We start from the raw sequence: 19,698 nt of genomic DNA on the forward strand, positions 1-19,698 counted from the left end.
CGGGGACGACCGGGGCGGGAGGTCACGCTAACAACAACGGGGGATGGACCGCCGGTGGCGGGTCAGGGAAGCGGGCGCTTGAGGTGGTAGCGGTGCACCTCGGTGCTGCCCTGCACGTTGTTCACGTCCTCGGCGGCGGAGACCAGTTCCCAGCCATCCCGGCCGGCCCGGTTGAGGTGGGCGATCGCGGTGTCGCCGTACGCCGTGATGTCGGTGCGCGACCCGTCCGGGCCGTACCAGACGAACGAGACGTGGAAATTGCGTCCCTGTCCCTGGTAGCGGCGGACCAGCAGGGCGTACTCCCAAGCGATCATGGCGTCCATTATGGCTGTCCGATGGGGAGCCGGGCGGCACGGGGGGTGGCGGATCGACGACGGTGCGGCGTCATCCGGTGGGCAGCGGCGCGCGGTCGAGCTCGTCGGCGACCAGCGCGGCGAGCCGGTCCAGACCGAGGTCGATCTGGTCCGGGGTGATCGCGCTGACCGACAGGCGCAGCGCGTTGACGGGTGCGCCGTCGTCGTAGAAGTGCGCCATCGGGGTCCACAGCACGCCGTACCGCTCGGCCGAGCGGCGCAGCAGCGCGTCGTCGACCGGGAACGGCACGGTGACCACCACGAAGAATCCGCCGGCCGGTGCGTTCCAGCCGACCGGCGAGGGAGCCGGGAACCGCCGGGCCAGGCCGGCGAGCAGGTGGCGCAGGTTACGGCCGTACGCGGCGCGTTGGCGGACGGTGGCGGTGACCAGCGAGCAGTCGTGTTCCAGCAGCGCCCCGCCGATGATCGCCTGGGCCAGCGGCGAGGTGTTCACCGTGACCATGCTCTTGATCTTGGCAAGCTGGTCGGCGAGGAGCCCGACGGCGCCGTCCGGGCCGGCGACCCGCTGGTCGGCGACGACGTAGCCGACCCGCGCGCCGGGCAGCACCGTCTTGGCGAACGAGCCGAGGTAGACCACCCGACGCCGGGTGTCCAGCGCCTTGAGGGTCGGCAGCCGGCCCCGGTCGCCGGCCGGGAAGAGGCCGTACGGGTTGTCCTCGAGCAGCAGCAGTTCCTCCTCGGCCGCCAGGTCGAGCAGCCGCCGCCGGTCGTCGAGGGTGATGCCGGCCCCGGAGGGGTTGGCGAAGTCGGGCATCACGTAGCAGGCCCGGGGTCTCAGCCCCTCGGCGCGGGCCCGGCGCACCTGGTCGCGCAGGTCGGCCAGGTCGACGCCGGCCGGCCCGCCGGTCACCGGGCGGACCGGCAGGTCCAGCAGGCGGGCCGCACCGGTCAGCCCGACGTACGTCGGGGCCACCGCGAGCAGCACGTCCCCCGGCCCGGCGCGCAGCGCGCGCAGCACCAGGAACATCGCCTCCTGGCAGCCGGCGGTCACCACGACGGACTCCGGGTCGACGTGGACGCCCTCGTCGACCGCGAGGTTGCGGGCGACGAGGTGGTGGACGACGCCCTTGGTGCGGCCGTACTGGAACAGCGTGCGCCGCGCCTGCTCGGGACTCTGGCCCAGGTCCTCGGCGAGGTGCCGGCGGAACCGCGCCAGCCACCGGGACGGCGCGTCGTCGTCGAAGAACTCCTCGTAGGGCCGCCCGGCGGCCAGCGAGACCGCCTCGGGCCAGCGCTGGGCGACCTCGTTGAGGAAGTTCATCGAGTTCAGGGCCGGGTCGTCGACCGCCGGATGCAGCTCGGCCAGGTCCAGGTCCACCGGCTCGTCCACCGTTCAGCCTCCCGTCGTGGTTCGCAGCTGCCGGGCCTGCCCGGGGTCGGCGCAGCCGCTGAGGGTGAGCGCGTCGCGCAGCTCGGTGGCAAGCAGCGCCAGCGCCGCCTCCGCGCCGGCCCGGCCACCCGCCGCCAGGGCCCAGAGCATCGGCCGGCCCACCAGCACGCCGGTGGCGCCGAGGGCGAGCGCCCGCAGCACGTCCGTGCCGCTGCGCACGCCGCTGTCGAGCAGCACCTCGGCCCGGCCGTCGACCGCCGCGACCACCTCGGGGAGCACGGTGGCGGTGGCGGGCGCACCGTCGAGCTGCCGGCCGCCGTGGTTGGAGACCACCACGGCGTCGGCGCCGACCTCCGCCGCGCGCACCGCGTCGCGCGGGTCGAGGATCCCCTTGACCAGCAGGGGCAGCGGGGTACGCTGCCGCAGCCAGTCGAGGTCCGCCCAGTTCAGCGCGGGGGCGAAGACCGCGCCGGTGTGCGCGGCGATCGCCGACACCCCGGGCGTGCCGGTGTGGGCCAGGTCGTCCCGGCCGCCAGGCAGGTTGGCGGCGACGACGTGCGGGGGCAGCGCGAAGGCGTTGCGGACGTCGCGCAGCCGCCGGCCGAGCACCGGCACGTCGACGGTCACCATCAGCGCGGCGCAGCCCGCGGTGTGCGCCCGGTCCAGCAGGTCGGCGACCAGCGCCCGGTCGCGCAGCCAGTAGAGCTGGAACCAGATCGGCCCGCCCGAACCGGCGGTGACCTCCTCCACCGGCGTGCTGCTCAACGTGCTGAGCGCGTACGGCACGCCGGCCGCCGCGGCCGCCGCGGCCAGCGCCGGCTCGCCGTCGGGGTGCAGCAGCCGCTGGTACGCCATCGGCGCCACCGCCACCGGCATCGCGTGCTCCCGGCCGAGCAGGGCGCCCCTGGTGCGCGGGCTCTCCACACCGGTGAGCACCCGGGGCAGCACCGCCACCCGGTCCAGGGCGGCCCGGTTGGCGGCGAGGGTGGTCTCGGCGCCGCTGCCCCCGTCGACGAAATCCCACACCTCGGGCGGCAGGACCGCCCGGGCCAGCTCGGCGAAGTCGGCCAGGCCGGCCGGCGGCGGCGGACCGGCCTCCGCGAGCGGATCGGTCAGCGGCCCGTCGGGCAGCGCCGGGTCAGCCATCAGCGGCTCTGCCCGTCGGCACGGCGTCGGTTGCCGGTGGTGCGGCGGATGGCGGCCCGACGCCGGCGGATGGCGGCCCGACGTCGGCCGTCGGCGGCCCGGCGTAGGCCGGTGCCGGATAGACGCCACCGACCGCCGGGGTGCCGGGCGACCGCGCCTCCGCCGCGAAGCGTTCACGCAGGAAGGTGGCCGCCTGGTCGAGCGCCCGCCCGCCGGCGTCGAACACGCCGGGCATGGCGAAGAAGCCGTGGATCATGCCGGCGTAGCGGGTCGACTCCACCGGCACGCCCGCCTCGCGCAGCCGCTCGGCGTACCGCTCCCCCTCCGCGCGCAGCGGGTCGTACTCGGCGGTGATGACCAGCGCCGGCGGGAGGCCGGCAAGGTCGTCGGCGAGCAGCGGCGAGGCGAGCGGGTCCACCGCGTCGGCCGGGTCGGCCAGGTAGTGCCCGCGGTACCAGTCGACGGAGTGCCGGTTGAACAGCAGCGGGTCCTCGTCGCCGGCCGGGGCGCGGTCGGCCCGCTGGTCGGTGTTCGGATAGACCAGCAGCTGCCCGGCGAGCCGGGGGCCCACCGAGCGGGCCAGCAGGGTCACCGCCGCGGCCAAATTGCCGCCGGCGCTGTCGCCGCCGACGACGAGACGCTCCGGGTCCGCCCCGAACTCCTCGGCGTGCGCGGCGATCCACACGGCGGCGGCGTGGCAGTCGTGCACGGCGGCCGGGAACGGGTGTTCCGGGGCGAGCCGGTAGCCGACCGTAATCACCTGGCCTCCGGTGGCGTTGGCCAGCCGGCGGCAGATGCCGTCGGCGGTGTCCACGCTGCCCAGCGTCCAGCCGCCGCCGAAGAAATACAGCAGGGTGGGCAGCGGGGCGTCGCCGGCTGGCCGGTGGATCCGTACCGGAAGGTCGCCGGCGGGACCGGGGACGTGGCTGTCGCGTACCTCGTGGACCGGCTCGACGTCGCCGCCGCCGGCGCGGATCGCGGCGAGGTCGGCGGCGCGGGCCTCGGCGAGGGTCTGGGTGTAGAGCGGCGGGATGCCGGCCGCCGCTCGTGCGGCCCGGTACGCCACCACCTGGGGGTCGAGGGGCATGTCATCTCCCTATCCGCCGGTCGAGACGAAGAGTTTGTCGATGCCGCGCAGGAAGAGACTCCCGCTGTAGGCCGGTGTCCGGGTGACCGTCAGCCGGGGGAAGCGGGCGAAGAGCCGGGGCAGGGCGAGCCGGCCCTCCAGCCGGGACACCGCGGAGCCGAGACAGAAGTGCAGACCGACGCCGAAGGCGAGCGACGGCGGCCCGTTCCGCTGCGGGTCGAAGCGGTCCGGCTCGGGGAACCGGGCCGGGTCGCGGTTGGCCGCCGCGATGATCAGCAGGACGTTCTCGCCCTGCCGGACCGACACGCCACCGAGCACGGTGTCCCGGGGCGCGGACCGGGCCAGGAAGTGCACGGGGCTCTCCATCCGCAGCACCTCGTCGACGCAACCGCGGGCCAGGTCGTCCTCACCGGGCAGCGCCGCGACGACGTCCGGGTGCGCCAGCAGCAGCGGTAGGCCGTTGCTGAACATGTAGACGGTGGTCACGAAGCTGGCGTTGAACAGCACGATCAGATTGCTGATCAGCTCCTCCTCGGTCAACTGCACGTCGCCGGAGTCCAGTGCCTCGACCAGCCCGCTGATCAGGTCCTGACCCGGCTGCCGGCGCCGGTGTGCGATCAGCTCCCGGTAGTAGCCGCGCAGTTCCTCGGCCGCCTGGTTGGCCCGGGCGAGGCGGTCCGGGGTCTTGCCGGCCACGTCCATGTACTCGTCGATCCAGTCGACCCGCTGCCGGTACCAGGGCAGGTCGGCCTCCGGCAGACCGATGAACTCGGCCATCACCAGCGCCGGCACCGGGTAGGCGAAGTCGGCCACGAAGTCGACCTCGCTCCCGCCGGCGCCGGCCTCGGCGATCCGGTCGAGCATGGTGTCGACCACCCGGAGGATCACCGGTTCCAGTGCGCCGAGCCGGCGCGGGGTGAAGGTCTTCGCGAACACCGCCCGCATCCGGGTGTGATCCGGAGGGTCGGTGAACATCATCGAGGACAGGAACGTCCGCAGGATCTCCTGGTCCTGCCAGCCGGGCGGAGCGCCCTTGTACCACTCCGGGTCGCGCAGCACCTGGTCGACCAGGTCGTACCCGGCGGCGACCGCGGTGATCGTGCTGTGCTCGGCACGGGTCGGAACGGAGCTGATCGGTCCGTGCTCGTGCAGGGCCGCGTACCACGGATAGGGGTGCTGCCGGCCCTGCTCGCTGTAGAGGCCGGTCAGGATCTCGTCGACGTCCACGGTGGTGTCCTCCCCAGGATGGACGGTGGGGCGGCGGGTCACCCCGCCGCCCCACCGGTGTCACAGTCCGAGCAGTCGTAGTGGTACGGCGTCCGCCATCGCCTGGTTGCCGGCGTCGTTCGGGTGGATGTGGTCACCCGAGTCGTACGCCGGCAGCAGCCGGCTCGGCTGCGCCGGGTCGCGGAGCACCGCGTCGAAGTCGAGCACCCCGTCGAACTCGTGGGCGCCCGGGCCGCGCAGCCAGCTGTTGACCGCCTGCCGGGTGGCGTCCTTCTCCGGCGTCCACACCCCCGGGTTGCCGTGCCCCTCGTAGGGGGTCAGGGTGGCCGCCAGGCTGCCCAGGCCGCGCGCCTTGACCTGCTGGTTGACCTGCCGCAGCGCGGCGATGATCTGCTCGGCGGAGTCGTTGGACATCCAGATGTCGTTGATGCCCAGGTGGGTGACAACGGTCTTCACGCCGGTCTGCGGGAAGACGTCCTCGTTGAGCCGGGCGAGGGCGTTCGGGCCCAGCTCGTGGTAGCCGGGGAAGCCACCGGCGCCCGGCTCCGGGCCCTCGTGGTTGAGCCGGTTGCCGGCGAGGCTGAGGTTGAGCACGCCGGGGGTGCGCACCTCGGGCCGGGCGTCGACCAGCCGGTCGGCGAGCAGGTCCGGCCAGCGCTTGTTGGCGTTGACGGTGCTGCCGTTGCCGTCGCCGATCGAGTCGCCGAGGACCACGATCGAGCCGGGGGTCTGCCGCCGCTGGACGTCGAGGCCGGAGAGGAACATCCAGCAGCAGTTGGGCCGGATGGTGAAGCCGCCGCCGTCGGCCGCGGTGGTCAGGTCGGTGGCGCCGATGAAGTTGGTGACCTTGGACTGGCCGTGGAAGGTGACCGGCCCGGTGAGCACCGGGAAGTGCAGGGTGACGACGAGGTCCTCCTGCTCCTCGACGGCGAGGTCGAGCGGGTCGCTGAGCAGCTCGGCGCCCTTGTTGATGGTGGCCGAGGTCGCCCCGGCGAAGGTCAGCTCCCGCAGGGTGCCCGCGTCGATGTCGGACAGGTCGTCGGGGGTCGCGGTGTTCGGCCGGGCGACGGTCGCGTGGCCGACCTGGACGGCCTGGTCGCCGTAGAGGTTGGTCAGTCGTACGCGCAGCCGGTCGCCGCCGACGCTGGTGTGCACGATCATCCGGATGCTCTGGTTGTTGAGACCGGTGTTGGTCAGGCCGACGGTGTTGCCGCGGGTGACCGCCGCGGCCCAGCTGCCCGCCCACTCGGCCCGCTCGTGCCGGGCGGTGTCGGTGTCGGACGGGCCGGCGCTGGCCACCACCGCCGGGGTGGCCACGACCAGCAGGGTGGCCGCGGAAGCTATGACGTGCCATCTCTTCGGGGTCGACATGGAACCTCCATCGTTGGCAGCCCGGGGTCGGCGTCCATGATCGGCACCGCCCGGACGATGGTCCAGAAACCTAGCCGCCGGCGCTGACGGGCGTCAATCAACCCGATCGACATGATCAAATGTCCGAGGGGAGCGCCCGGACGCCGTTCGGCTCTGTCCCCTCAGGACGCGACGCGCCTAGGCTCGGAACCGGCGGCGGTGCGGTCGCCAGCTGCGCACCCCGTCGCGTCCCGGGCCCTGACCTGCCCGGATGTCATTGTCGGCCGGTCGCCGCGGCGCGTCCCACCGGGCCGTCGCGCCGGCCGCCACGCATCGACTGGGGGCTGTGCGATGACCGATCGACCGACGAGCTACGTGCACCAGGCGCTGGAGTTGTTCGCCCGGTTCGGCGACCGCGAGGCGCTGGTCGGCGACGGCCGCCGGCTCAGCTACACGGAGGTGGCCGACGAGGTACGCGGGCTGGCCGGGGCGCTCGCCGGACACGGCGTACGGCCCGGTGCCGCGGTGCTGGTGATGCTCGGCAACGCGGTCGAGGGGCCGCTGCTCCAGCTCGCCCTGCACCTGCTGGGCTGCCGGACGATGTGGATCGCCCCGGTGACCTCGCGCCGGGAGATCGACGAGTTCGTCCGGCTGGCCCGCCCCGACGTCTTCGTGCACGACGCCCGGGCCACCGACGGCCTCGGCGCGGAGATCGCCGCCGCGCTGCCCGGGGTGCCGGTGCTGCGCCTCGGCGCGGAGCTCACCCCCGGCGCCCCGGTCGACCTGCCCGCCGGCGTGCCCGCGCCGGAGTCGTTCCTGCAGACCAGCGGCACCACCGGCACCCCGAAGCTGGTGCATCACCGGGAGAGCTTCTACCGGCAGATCCTCGCCCTGGCCGCCGACTTCCGGGCCGCCGGGTTCCCCCTGCTGCGGCACCTGTCGCACTCGCCGATGTGGCTCGCCAGCGGGCAGATCACCACGTTGTTCAACCTCTTCACCGGCGGCGTGCTCTTCCTGCGCCAGCAGTGGGACCCGGCGGCCTTCATCGGCACCGTGGAGCAGGAGGGGATCAACTCCACCTTCGTCACCCCGCCGATGCTCTACGAGGTGCTCGACCACCCCGCCCTGGACGGCGCGGACTTCTCCGCCATGTTCATGTTCAACGTGGGCGCCGGGCCCGCCGCGCCGGCCCGGCTGCGGCAGGCGATCGCGCGCTTCGGCCCGGTCCTGCGCATCGTGTACGGCCTCAGCGAGGCCGTCGTGATCACCGCCCTGCCCGGCCTGACGGACGACCCGGCCCACCCGGAGCGGCTGCGCTCCTGCGGGAAGCCGTACGGGGACGTCGCGATCGAGATCCGCGACGCCGACGGACGGGCGCTGCCCGCAGGCGCGGACGGCGAGGTGTGGGTGCGCACCGACCTCAGCTTCGCGGGCTACCACGGCCAGCCCGAACTGACCGCCGAGACCCTGGTCGACGGCTGGGTCCGCACCCGCGACGTCGGCCACCTCGACACCGACGGCTTCCTCCACCTGGTCGACCGGCTCTCCGACCGGATCCTCACCCGGCAGCGCAGCTGGCCGATCTACTCCCGGCCGATCGAGGACGTCCTCGCCGGCCACCCCGAGGTACGCGCCGCCGCGGTAATCGGCGTGCCCGACCCGGTCGCCGGTGAGCTGCCGTACGCGTACGTGGTGCGCGCGCCGGAGGCCACGGTGACCGGCGACGAGCTGGTCGCCCTGGTGACCGCCGAGCTGAGCGGGACCTGGGCGCCCGGCGGGGTGGAGTTCCTCGATCGGCTTCCGCTCAACCGCTCGGCCAAGGTGGACAAGATCGCCCTGCGGGCCCGCCACGCCGCCGCGCACCCACCGGCGGAGGATGTCAGCGGGGCGGGGATCGGCAGCCGGGCGTGAAGCCGCGCCGGGAGCTGGGGGTCCTGGTCGCCGCCGACCTGATCTCCAACCTGGGCAGCCGGATCTCGGTGGTGGCGATCCCCTGGCTGGTACTGGAGACCACCGGCAGCCCGACCAGGATGGGGCTGGTGGCGGCGGCGGAGACCCTGCCGTACATGCTCTCCAGCGCACTGGCCACGCCCTGGGCCGACCGGTTCGGGGTCCGCCGTACCTCCATCGTGGCGGACGCGGCGAGCGCAGTGGCTATGGCGGTGGTGGCGCTCGCGCCGTGGCTGGGGTTCGGGGCGCTGGTCGCGCTGGTCGCGGTCGCCGGCGGGCTGCGCGGCATCGGCGACCGGGTCAAGCACGTCATGTTCCGCCCGGCCGCGCAGCGCGCCGGGGTGCCGTTGATCCGCCTCACCTCCGCCTACGACGGGATGGTGCGCGGGGTGACCCTGTTCGGGGCGGTGCTCGGCGGGCTGCTGATCGACTGGGTCGGGGTGACCCGGGCGATCTGGATCGACGCGGCGACCTTCGGCGTCTGCGCGCTGCTGATCGGCGTCCTCGTGCGCCCGCCGGCGCCGGCGGAGCCGGCGCCCCGGGAGAGCTACCTGCGCGCGCTGCGCGGCGGCTTCGGCTACCTGCGCACCGACCGGGTGCTGCTGACCATGCTGGTGGTGGTCTCCGCGCTGAACATGTTCGCCAACGCCAGCGTGGCGGTCTACATCCCGCTGTGGGTGGCCGAGGTGTTCGGCGACCCGGCCGGATTCGGCCTGGTGCTGGGCGTCTTCTCCGGCGGCGCGCTGCTGGGCAACGTGCTCTTCACCGTCGCCGGGCCACGGCTGCCACGGCAGCTGACCTTCGCGCTGGGCGCGGCGGCCAGCGGCACGCCCCGGCTGCTGGCGCTCGCGCTCAGCGACGAGCTGGTGGTGGTGCTCACCGTGACGTTCCTGTCCGGGGTGGCGATCGCGGTGGTGAACCCGCTGCTCGGCGCGGCGCTGTACGAGCGGGTGCCGGAGGCGTTGCAGACCCGGGTGATCGGCATCTCCGGCTCGCTGGCCTTCATCGGGCTGCCGGTCGGCGCGCTGCTGGGCGGTTGGTCGGCGGCGGCGTTCGGGTTGGCCCCGGCGCTGTGGATCATGTCGGCGGCCTGTCTGGTGCTGACCGTGGCGCCGTTGCTCGTCGGTGGGCTGCGCTCGGGTGCCCGGGAACCCGGGCCGGCGGTGCCGGCGCGGGGCTGATCCCCGGGACAACCGGGCGGGTGGGCAGCCGCAGCGCCTTACGCAGAGTAATTGCCATATCTACTATCCGACAATTTAAATATTGGCATGGCTGATGCCGCCCGGCGTCCGGAGCTACCGATACTGCTTGAGCCCTCGTCCCACGTGTGCCGCCGTAAGGGGTCTCGACCATGTGGCATCCTCCCCTCCCCGGGTTCCGCCTCCACGCTTTGACGAGCCGATGGACCAGGCTGCTGGCCGTCCTCGGGGTGCTCGTCCTCGTCTCCTCCGGACTGTCCGCCTCGGTGGCGCGACCCCGGCCGGACCGGACCAGCACCCAGTCGACGACCACGCCCGGGCCCGCCTGCGGCGAGACCGCCGGCACCGCGGCGATGACCAACATGGCGGCGACCCTGCCGGACTACCAGCAGGTGGTCGCGCCCGGAATCGCCGCCACCGTCTCGTACGGCGGGGCGAAGGTCGCCATCGGGCCGAAGGCGGTCCGGCTGCCCACCGGGATCGGCGTCAGCGTGCTGCCACCGGGGCTGACCCCGAAGCTGGACAGCGGCATGACCAACGTGACCGGCAAGACGAAGGGCGGCGGGTACCGCTTCACCCCACACCCCCAGCAGTTCGCCGCCGCGATCCAGGTCACGCTGCCGTACGACCCCGCGTTGCTCACCGACGAGTTCACCGCCCAGGACATCTACACGTACTTCTTCGACGACGTGCAGACCTGCTGGCAGGTCCTGGAGCGGGTGTCGGTGGACGAGGTCAACCACACCGTCACCTCGCTGACCGACCACTTCACCGACATGATCAACGCCACGGTGACCGTGCCGGAGCACCCGGAGGGCGTGCAGTTCAACCCCAACCAGATCAAGGGCATCCAGGCCGCCGACCCAGGCTCCGGGATCAACCTGATCGCCCCGCCGTCGGCGAACAACCAGGGTGAGAACCACCTGGCGTACCCGATCCAGGTGCCGCCCGGCCGGCAGGGCCTGACTCCGCAGCTCGGACTGTCGTACAGCTCCTCCTCCGGCAACGGCTGGACCGGCGTCGGCTGGGACCTCTCCGTGCCCAGCATCTCGGTGGAGACCCGGTGGGGCGTGCCCCGGTACGCCGGCGCGACCGAGACCGAGACGTACCTGCTCAACGGCGAGCAGCTCACCCCCGTGGCACACCGGGGCGCGCCGGTGGCCCGCAGCGCCGAGAAGGTCTTCCACACCCGGGTCGAGGGCAGCTTCGCGCGGATCGTGCGGCACGGCACGAACCCGAAGAACTACACCTGGGAGGTCACCGACAAGAACGGCATCCACTGGCACTACGGCGCGCTGGCCGGGGCCACCGGTCCGGCCGACGACGCCAGCCTGGCCGACGACGCCGGCAACGTCTTCCTCTGGTCGGTCCGGGAGGTCCGCGACCCGCGCGGCAACTTCATGCGCTACCACTACGCGAAGGTCGACGACACCGGTCTGGCCGGCGGCAGCGTGCCCGGCCGCAACCTCTACGTCGAGAAGATCACCTACACCGGCCAGGGCAGCGCCGAGGGCCGGTACGCGGTCAGCTTCGACCGGGACCGCGAGCGGGGCGAGGCGCTGCGCGCCGACACGTCCATCGACGCCCGGGGCGGCTTCAAGCGGGTCACCGCGGACCTGCTCCGCGAGGTGCGGGTCACCCTCGACGACAGCCTGATCCGCCGCTACGAGTTCACCTACAAGCGGGGCGCGTTCGTCAAGACGCTGCTCGACGCGGTCATCCAGTACGACGCCGACGGCCACGAGTTCAACCGGCACCGGTTCAGCTACCACGACGACATCCGGGACTCCTCCGGGCAGTACCAGGCCTTCCGGTCGCTGCCGTGGACCTCGCCGGGCGACGGGCTGAGCAGCGCGGCGTTGAACCTCACCCCGGAGCAGGCCGGCAACGCCAGCGCGCTGAACGCCAACACCAACACCAGCGGCGGCGGCCACCTGTACGTCGGCGTGGGCAGCTCGCCGAGCAAGTCCGGCTCGGTCGGTGTGAAGGTCGGCTTCAGCCACGGCAGCGACAAGGGCCTGCTGGCGCTGGTGGACGTCGACGGCGACTCGCTGCCCGACAAGGTCTTCCGCGACGGCGGGTCGGTGAAGTACCGCAAGAACCTCTCCGGCCCGACCGGCGAGGCGACGTTCGCCGCCCAGGCGCAGCCGCTGAACCTGCCGGGGATCATGGGCGAGTCCAGCAACACCCTCACCCTGGGCGTCGAGGGCTACCTGGGCGCGGTCGCCGCCCAGCTCGACTACGTCAACTCGTTCGCCACCACGGAACAGTACTTCAGCGACGTCAACGGCGACGGCATCCAGGATCTGGTGAACGGCGCCAGCGTGCTGTTCGGCCGGGTGGGCGCCAACGGTGTCCCGGTCTACGGGGTCAGCGGCGACACCCCCGCCCCGATCGGCCAGGGCGAGGTCGACACGAGCGGCCTGTTCGACGCGTTCACCGCCGACCGGGACCGGATGACCGACTCGTTCCCGCTGCTGGACAGCGTCCGCCGGTGGGTGGCGCCGTACGACGGCACGGTGAAGGTCGAGGGCGCGGTGCAGCTCTCTCCCGGCACCGCCGCCGCGCGTGCCGAGTCGCGTACCGCCGACGGGGTCCGGGCGGCGATCCAGAAGGAGGGCACCGAACTCTGGTCGGCGCGGATCGAGGCGGACGACGACGACGCGCACCCGCCGACCGGCGTGGACGCGGTCACCGTGTCGCGCGGCGACCGGCTCTATTTCCGGGTCGGCTCGGCCGTCGACGGCGGGCTGGACGAGGTCACCTGGGACCCGAAGGTGAGCTACGTCGGCGTGGGCGACCCGCTGGACGTCAACGGCCTGCCGTCGTACCGCTTCCAGGCCTCCCGCGACTTCACCCTGGGCGGCCGGGCCGCCACGGTGAAGGTGCCGCTGACCGGCACCATGCACCTCTCCGGTGACCTGGTGAAGGCCGGCGCCACCTCCGACGACGTGACCGTGCTGATCACCCGCAACGGCACGCCGGTGCTGGAGGAGACGCTGCCCGCGGCCACCACCGGCAGCGTGCCGGTGGACCTGGACGTGGACGTCCAGCAGGGGCAGACGCTGCAGTGGCGGATCCGGGTCGACTCCCCGGTCGACGTGGACCAGCTGACCTGGACCCCGCGCGCCTACTACACCGCCGCGCCGGGCGTCGACCGGCTCACCGACGCCGACGGCAAGCCCTTCATCGACGTGCACCCGCCGTACGCCCTCGACCTGTACCCGGTCGACGGGCTGACCGCGCCGCAGGCGGCGTACACCGTCACCGGCGGCGGGACGCTGAGCGTCGAGCCGGCGCTGAGCTTCGCCTTCGGCGCCGAGCACCCCACCGCCCGGGTGGCGTTCACCGTCAAGCGCCGCGGCGAGCTGGTCGCCAAGCGGTACTTCCAGGTCAACAACGGGGTGCTGACCTCGCCGGGGGCCTTCGACGTCAGCGCCGACACCGGCGACGAGCTGTGGTTCGACTTCAGCACCACCGACCCGAAGCTGCGCGCGTTCCTCACCGGCCAGTCCGTCACCGTGGGCGGGTCGAGCGCGCCGAGCGCCTTCCACAGCGCCGCCGAGGAGGGCGCCTTCCCGCAGCCGTACCGGGGCTGGGGCGCGGTCGGCTACAACGGCAACAAGGACCGGGCCACCCAGCCCATCGCCCAGGACGACCTGGTGGTCGACGAGCACTACGGCGACCAGTTGCCGGACAGCGTCGACCCGCAGGCGCAGCAGGACGACTTCGCCGCCGACCCCCGGGTCGACCCGCCGAAGGTCACCCCGTTCACCCCGTCCCCGCAGGACGGGCGCTGGGGTGCCGGCGAGCACTCGTGGATCGCCCCGAGCAGCGTCAGCAGCTCCCGGCTGGGCGTGGACTCGATCAACCTGCCCCGGCCGCAGGACTTCGCCGGGGCGACCGCGGTGCCCCGGCTGTCCCGGTCGCAGCAGGTGTCGCTGACCGGCAGCGTCGGCGGCGGCATCGGGTCGATCGGTGGCAGCCTGGCCACCGGCGACAGCACCGGGCAGGTCGACTTCCTCGACCTCAACGGCGATCAGTTCCCCGACGTCGTCGGGGCCGGCGCGGTGCAGTACACCGACCCGGACGGCGCGCTGGGCGACACCCGGGGCACGCTGCCCGACGGGGCGGTACGGCGCAGCACCAACGTCTCCGGCAACGCCAGCGCCGGCAGCGCGGCCCGGACCATCTCCACCGGCCGCGGCTACGACAGCCCGCCCGGCACCTCCGCCGCCACCAGCGCCCAGTCCGGCAACGACATGCCGCCGCTGGGCGTGGGCGGCAGCTTCGGCGGCACCCGCTCGGACGGCGCGTTCGACCTGCTCGACGTCAACGGCGACAGCCTGCCCGACCGGGTGTACGAGAACGGCAGGGTCGCGCTCAACCTCGGGTACGCGTTCGCCGCCGCCGAGCAGTGGCGCAACCCGGTCGGCCTGAACAAGGGCACCGGCACCAACGCCGGGCTGAACATCGGCTTCAACACCGACTTCTACGGCTTCGCCGGCGGCGCCTCGTTCAGCCAGGGCCGGTCCTCCTCGGCCGGCACCCTCGCCGACATGAACGGCGACGGCCTGCTGGACCAGGTCCTCTCCGGCAATCCGATCCGGGTCGGCTTCAACACCGGCAACGGGTTCGAGCCGCCGGTGCTGTTCCACGGCAGCCTCACCGACGTCAACGGCGACCGCAACGCCAAGCTGGGCGGCGGTGTCTACTTCACCTTCGGCATCTGCTTCACCGTGGTCTGCGTCGTGATCAACCCGGGGGCGGACATCGCCACCGGCGCCAGCCGTACCGAGCAGGCGCTGCGGGACATCAACGGCGACGGCTACGCCGACCACCTCTCCTCCACCCGTGACAACCAGCTCGTGGTGGCCGAGAACCGGACCGGCCGGACCAACCTGCTCGCCGCCGTGGACCGGCCGTTGGGCGGCCGGATGGAGTTCGACTACACCCGCGACGGCAACACGTACGGCCAGCCGCAGTCGCGCTGGGTGCTGTCGAAGGTCTCCGTGGACGACGGCCGGCCCGGCGACGGCCAGGACGTGCAGCTGGTCACCTACGACTACGACGGCGGCGTCCACGACCGGCGGGAGCGGGAGTTCCGCGGCTACGGCACCGTGGTGGAGAAGCACCGCGACCACGGCAACGGTGACGCCGTGGGCCGCAGCGTCACCCGCACCTACCGCACCGACAGCTTCTACACCAAGGGGCTGTTGCAGAAGGAGCTGACCGCCGACGGCGCCGGCAAGCCGTACCAGGAGACGGTGCAGAGCTACACCGCCCGCAACGTGTCGTCACCGGGCGCGCCGGCCGACCTGGCCAGCACCACGGCGACGCTGTTCCCGCAGCACACCCGCACCGACGTGAAGTACCACGAGGGGGCCGCCAGTCCGGGCAAGACCACCTACATCACCCGCGAGTACGACGAGGTCGGCAACCTCACCCGGCAGGTCGACGCCGCCGACACGGGCGCCGCCGACGACCTCGACGCGAGGATCGTCTACACCTCGCAGGACCCGGCCTGCCAGGCCGCGTACCTGGTCGGCATGCCGAACCTGATCGACGTACGCGGCGACGGCACGCTGATGCGGCACCGCGAGTCGACGATCAACTGCGCCACCGGCGACCTCACCCAGGTGCGGGCCGCTCTCGCCGACGGCACCACCGCCACCACCGACCTGGAGTACTTCGGCGACGGCAACCTGAAGTCGGTGACCGGCCCGGCCAACAAGACCGACCAGCGGTACCGGTTGGACTACACCTACGACGACGTGGTCGACACGCACGTCGAGTCGATCACCGACAGCTTTGGCTACCGGTCGACGGCCACGCACAACCTCAAGTTCGGCCTGGTGGAGACCACCACCGACTTCAACAAGCAGCAGATCCGCAACACCTACGACGCGGTCGGGCGGATCGACTCGGTCTCCGGGCCGTACGAGATCCCGGAGAACCGGTTCACCATCGACTTCGAGTACCACCCGGAGGCGGCGTACCCGTACGCGGTCACCCGGCACGTGGACCGGCAGGCCGACGGCAGCGTCCGCGACGACACCATCGACACGATCACCTTCGTCGACGGCCTGAACCGCACCACCCAGACCAAGAAGGACGCCGCCGTGCCGGCCACCCCGGACGGCGCGCCCCAGGACGTGATGGTGGTCTCCGGGCGGGTGGCGTACGACTTCCTCGGCCGGGCGGTGCGGAGCTGGTACCCGGTCACCGAGCCCAAGGGCTCCGGCAACCTCACCTTCACCCCGGCGTACGACCCGGTCACCCCGACCGAGGTGCGCTACGACGTGCTGGACCGGACCACCCGCACCACCTTCCCGGACGGCACCGCCACCACCATGGAGTACGGCTTCGGCCCGGACCGGAACGGGGTGACCCAGTTCGAGACGGTGGTCACCGACGCCAACGGCAAGTCCAAGCGCACCTACACCGACGTCCGGCAGATCACCACGGCGGTCAAGGAGTTCAACCCGGCCGGCGGCCAGCCGGTCATCTGGACCAGCTACCGCTACAACCCGATCGGCGAGTTGATCGCCGCGACCGACGACAAGGGCAACGTCACCCGGTCGACGTACGACAACTTCGGCCGGCGGACGTCGCTGACCAGCCCCGACTCGGGCACCGTCTCCTCCACCTTCGACCTGGCCGGCAACCTGGTCGGCAAGGTCACGTCCAAGCTGGCGGCGGCGTCGAAGGCGATCGAGTACGACTACGACCACACCCGGCTCAAGGCGATCCGGTACCCGGTCTTCCCGGCCAACAACGTCAGCTACACCTACGGGGCGCCCGACGCGCCGGAGAACGCGGCCAACCGGATCACCGACGTGGTCGACGGCGCCGGCAAGGTCAACCGCCGGTACGGCCCGCTCGGCGAGCTGGTCAAGGAGACCCGCACCACCCCGGCCCAGGGCAGCCACATCCAGACCTTCACCACCGAGTACCGGTACGACTCGTTCAACCGGATGCTCTCGATGACCTGGCCGGACGGGGAGAAGCTCTCCTACCACTACAACAGTGGCGGCCAGGTCGACTCGGCCCGCGGCGTCAAGGGCGAGTTCAGCTACGACTACCTCAAGCGGCTGGACTACGACAAGTTCGAGCAGCGGATCCTGCTGGACACCGGCAACGGCACCCGCACCCGCTACTCGTACAACACCGAGGACCGGCGGCTGAGCAACATCCAGGCGAACCTGTCCAACGGCTACGTCTTCCACAACCTGGACTACAGCTACGACAACGTCGGCAACATCATGTCCGTCGTCAACGACACGGTGGCCCCGAGCGGCCCCGAGGTCGGCATGCAGGTCGGCGGCCCGAGCACGCAGAGCTACACCTACGACGACCTCTACCAGCTCACCCACGCGGAGGGCAGCTACCAGCCGCGCACCCCGCAGACCGACCGCTACCGGGTCGACCTGGAGTACGACAGCCTGCACAACCTGACCAGCAAGAACCAGACCCACGAGCTGGTCAGCAACGGCAACACGATCGTCGAGGGCAAGCTCAGCTACAACTACGGGTACGCCTACGGCAGCGCGAAGCCGCACGCGCCGACCACCATCGGCATCTACACCCTGGCGTACGACGAGAACGGCAACCAGATCAGCCGGGAGCAGCAGCCCCGGCCGCGCCGGCAGATGATCTGGGACGAGGAGAACCGCCTCGCCTGCAGCCACGAGAACGTGCAGAGCAAGACCCTGCCGCAGACCCCGGCGTCCTGCGACAACGCCGGCGGCACCCCGAACAGCGCCCGCTACTACTACGACGACCAGGGCAGCCGGGTGGTCAAGGACGGGGCGCAGTTCCACATCTACCCGAACCAGAACTACTCCACCCGGGGCAACCAGGAGTTCAAGCACGTCTACATCGGCCAGGACAAGCTGATCACCAAGCTGGTCGAGCCGGATTTCCGCCGGGAGGACCGGCAGTACTACTCACACAGCGACCATCTCGGGTCGACCGGGTTCGTCACCGACGACCAGGGCGGCATGACCGAGCACCTGCAGTACTTCCCCGGCGGCGAGACCTGGGTCAGCGAGCACTCGTCGCAGCCGGTGCCGCACCGGTTCACCGGCAAGGAGTACGACCAGGAGACCAACCTCTACTACTTCGGGGCCCGCTACTACGACCCGCGTACCCAGGTCTGGCAGACGCCCGACCCGGTGCTGGCGAACTACCTGGAGGGCAGCCCCAACGGCGGCGTGTACGCGTCGATGAACCTGGCGCTCTACACGTACGCCTACAACAACCCGATACGCCTGGGTGATCCCGACGGCAGATTCCCCTGGAACAGGGTGCTCGGCGGGGTGAAACTCGTCGGCGGCGTCGCCGAGGCCGCCGCGGGCGTGGCGCTCGGGGCCGCCACGAGCTGGACGGGGGTCGGCGCGGTCGCCGGTGGTGCGGTCGCGGTGCACGGGGTCGACGTCGCCATCAGCGGCGCCCGGCAGTTGTTCAGCGGTGAGGAGACCAGCTCCTTCACCAGTTCGGGCCTGCAGGCGGCCGGGGTCAGCAAGTCGAACGCCGAACTGATCGACGCGGGCATCTCGATCGTCGGCAGCGCCGGCGCGAGCGTGGCCACCTCGGCGATCAAGGGCGCGGCCACCGCGGCGCCCAAGGTCGCGGCCCGCGCGGCGCCCAGCGCCACCGAGAAGGTGGTCGAGACGGCCGCCAAGATCCCCTGTGTCGGCAACAGCTTCGCCGTGGGCACCCGGGTGGTGATGGCCGACGGCAGCACCAAGCCGATCGAGGACGTCCGCACCGGCGACCTGGTCCTCGCCGAGGACCCGGAGACCGGTGAGCGCGGGCCCCGGGAGGTCACCCACCTGATCATCGGCCAGGGCGTGAAACACCTGGTCGACGTCGAGGTCAACGACGAGGTCATCACCGCCACCGACAAGCACCCGTTCTGGGTGGTGGGTGCCGGGGCCTGGGTCGACGCCCGGGACCTGACGGCCGGGGACACCGTCCGGCTGGCCGACGGGCGCACCGCCACGATCGACGCGGTCCGGCATTACACGCAGGTGGACCGGGTGCACAACCTGACCGTCGACGGCATCCACACGTACTACGTGGTGACCGGCGACGGCGGGGCCGGCGACGCCGTCCTGGTGCACAACGCCAACTGCTCCACCAACGCGAAGGTGCTGGCGCAGAACCTGTCGGCGGCGAACGTGGTCCGGCCGGCGGAGACCGCCGCGCACCACATCGTGGCCAGCGGCGCCAAGGCGGCGGCGCCGGCCCGCGCCCACCTGGCCAGCCTCGGGGTGGGCATCAACGAGGCGGCCAACGGGGCCTACCTGCCCCGGTTCGTCAGCTCGGCCAACCCGCTCGGCGCGGCGGTGCACTCCACCACCCACAGCCCGGCCTACTACGCCGAGGTGAACCGGTTGATCCTGCAGACGAAGACCGCGGCCGAGGCGCGCAACGTGCTGGCGTACATCGGTAGGCAGTTGGCGGCGGGGCCGTGGCCGTAGGCCGACCCGCCGGCGCCCGGGCCCGCGCCGTCGGGTCCGGGCGGGCAGGATGACGGCATGACCCGACGACTGCCGATCGAAGCCGCCGAGGCCGCGTTCCGCGACCTCGGCGGCTTCGCCGCGGAAGACCCCACCGTCCCGCCGCCGGCCCGGCTGCTGGACGCCGTGCGGCGGTTCGCCGCCGTCGAGTTCGAGGTGTCCACCGAGCTACCGGAGCAGGACGGCCTGCTGTTCCAGTACGCGGCGGTCGGCGCGGTCGGCGACGCCGCGTTCGTGCTGAGCGTCGTCCGCCAGTTCGAGGTGGTCGACGCCGACGGCGACCACGAGGATTACGTCCAGCTGCACGCGGAATACCGGTTCGCGCCGGACCCGGAGTGGACCGGGCACCACGAGGACTGGTGGTTCCGGGACGGACCGGAGCCGTTCGACGCCTGGTTCGCCCGGGTCTCGGCCCACCCGGTCTGGGGCCGCTTCCCCCGGTCGGCGCCGACCGGCTTCGAGATCTGGCAGGAGCGCGTCTGATCCGCGTCCCCAGGCGGCCGAGGCC

General features: G+C 72.3%; 9 protein-coding genes and 1 pseudogene. 4 read left to right on the forward strand and 6 right to left on the reverse strand.

Features of this window, described 5'->3' with window-relative positions; translation table 11 throughout:
• Positions 1 to 62: 62 nt before the first annotated feature.
• The 6 genes and pseudogenes from AB0I41_RS15390 to AB0I41_RS15415 form a co-directional block, all read right to left on the reverse strand.
• Positions 63 to 323, reverse strand: coding sequence for a hypothetical protein (locus AB0I41_RS15390; RefSeq protein ID WP_357107023.1), 261 nt, complete (start codon positions 321 to 323; stop codon positions 63 to 65).
• Positions 324 to 384: 61 nt separating this feature from the next.
• Positions 385 to 1,704 (reverse strand): PLP-dependent aminotransferase family protein, encoded by a 1,320-nt coding sequence (locus AB0I41_RS15395; protein WP_357107025.1) that lies wholly within the window; start codon positions 1,702 to 1,704, stop codon positions 385 to 387.
• A gap of 3 nt (positions 1,705 to 1,707) precedes the next feature.
• The gene (locus tag AB0I41_RS15400) at positions 1,708 to 2,850 is read right to left on the reverse strand and encodes an alpha-hydroxy acid oxidase (protein ID WP_357107028.1); all 1,143 of its coding nucleotides are present in this window, start codon (positions 2,848 to 2,850) and stop codon (positions 1,708 to 1,710) included.
• Between the two features lie 166 nt (positions 2,851 to 3,016).
• A pseudogene (locus AB0I41_RS15405) lies at positions 3,017 to 3,937 on the reverse strand (alpha/beta hydrolase); the annotation flags it as partial.
• Positions 3,938 to 3,946: 9 nt separating this feature from the next.
• Positions 3,947 to 5,164, reverse strand: coding sequence for a cytochrome P450 (locus AB0I41_RS15410; protein WP_357107031.1), 1,218 nt, complete (start codon positions 5,162 to 5,164; stop codon positions 3,947 to 3,949).
• Between the two features lie 60 nt (positions 5,165 to 5,224).
• Positions 5,225 to 6,508: an SGNH/GDSL hydrolase family protein gene (locus tag AB0I41_RS15415; RefSeq protein ID WP_357107135.1), complete on the reverse strand. Its 1,284-nt coding sequence runs from the start codon at positions 6,506 to 6,508 to the stop codon at positions 5,225 to 5,227.
• 357 nt (positions 6,509 to 6,865) lie between these two features.
• Between AB0I41_RS15415 and AB0I41_RS15420 the strand changes: the two genes are divergently transcribed.
• From AB0I41_RS15420 to AB0I41_RS15435, 4 genes are all read left to right on the forward strand, one after another.
• Positions 6,866 to 8,425 (forward strand): AMP-binding protein, encoded by a 1,560-nt coding sequence (locus AB0I41_RS15420; protein ID WP_357107035.1) that lies wholly within the window; start codon positions 6,866 to 6,868, stop codon positions 8,423 to 8,425.
• Positions 8,422 to 9,645: an MFS transporter gene (locus AB0I41_RS15425; RefSeq protein WP_357107038.1), complete on the forward strand. Its 1,224-nt coding sequence runs from the start codon at positions 8,422 to 8,424 to the stop codon at positions 9,643 to 9,645. Before AB0I41_RS15420 ends, AB0I41_RS15425 begins: the two co-directional genes overlap by 4 nt.
• A 209-nt stretch (positions 9,646 to 9,854) precedes the next feature.
• Positions 9,855 to 19,151 (forward strand): SpvB/TcaC N-terminal domain-containing protein, encoded by a 9,297-nt coding sequence (locus AB0I41_RS15430; RefSeq protein WP_357107041.1) that lies wholly within the window; start codon positions 9,855 to 9,857, stop codon positions 19,149 to 19,151.
• 57 nt (positions 19,152 to 19,208) lie between these two features.
• Positions 19,209 to 19,673, forward strand: coding sequence for a hypothetical protein (locus AB0I41_RS15435; protein WP_357107044.1), 465 nt, complete (start codon positions 19,209 to 19,211; stop codon positions 19,671 to 19,673).
• The last annotated feature ends 25 nt before the right edge of the window (positions 19,674 to 19,698 follow it).

This window comes from Micromonospora sp. NPDC050200, assembly GCF_040656135.1.
Taxonomy (GTDB): domain Bacteria; phylum Actinomycetota; class Actinomycetes; order Mycobacteriales; family Micromonosporaceae; genus Micromonospora.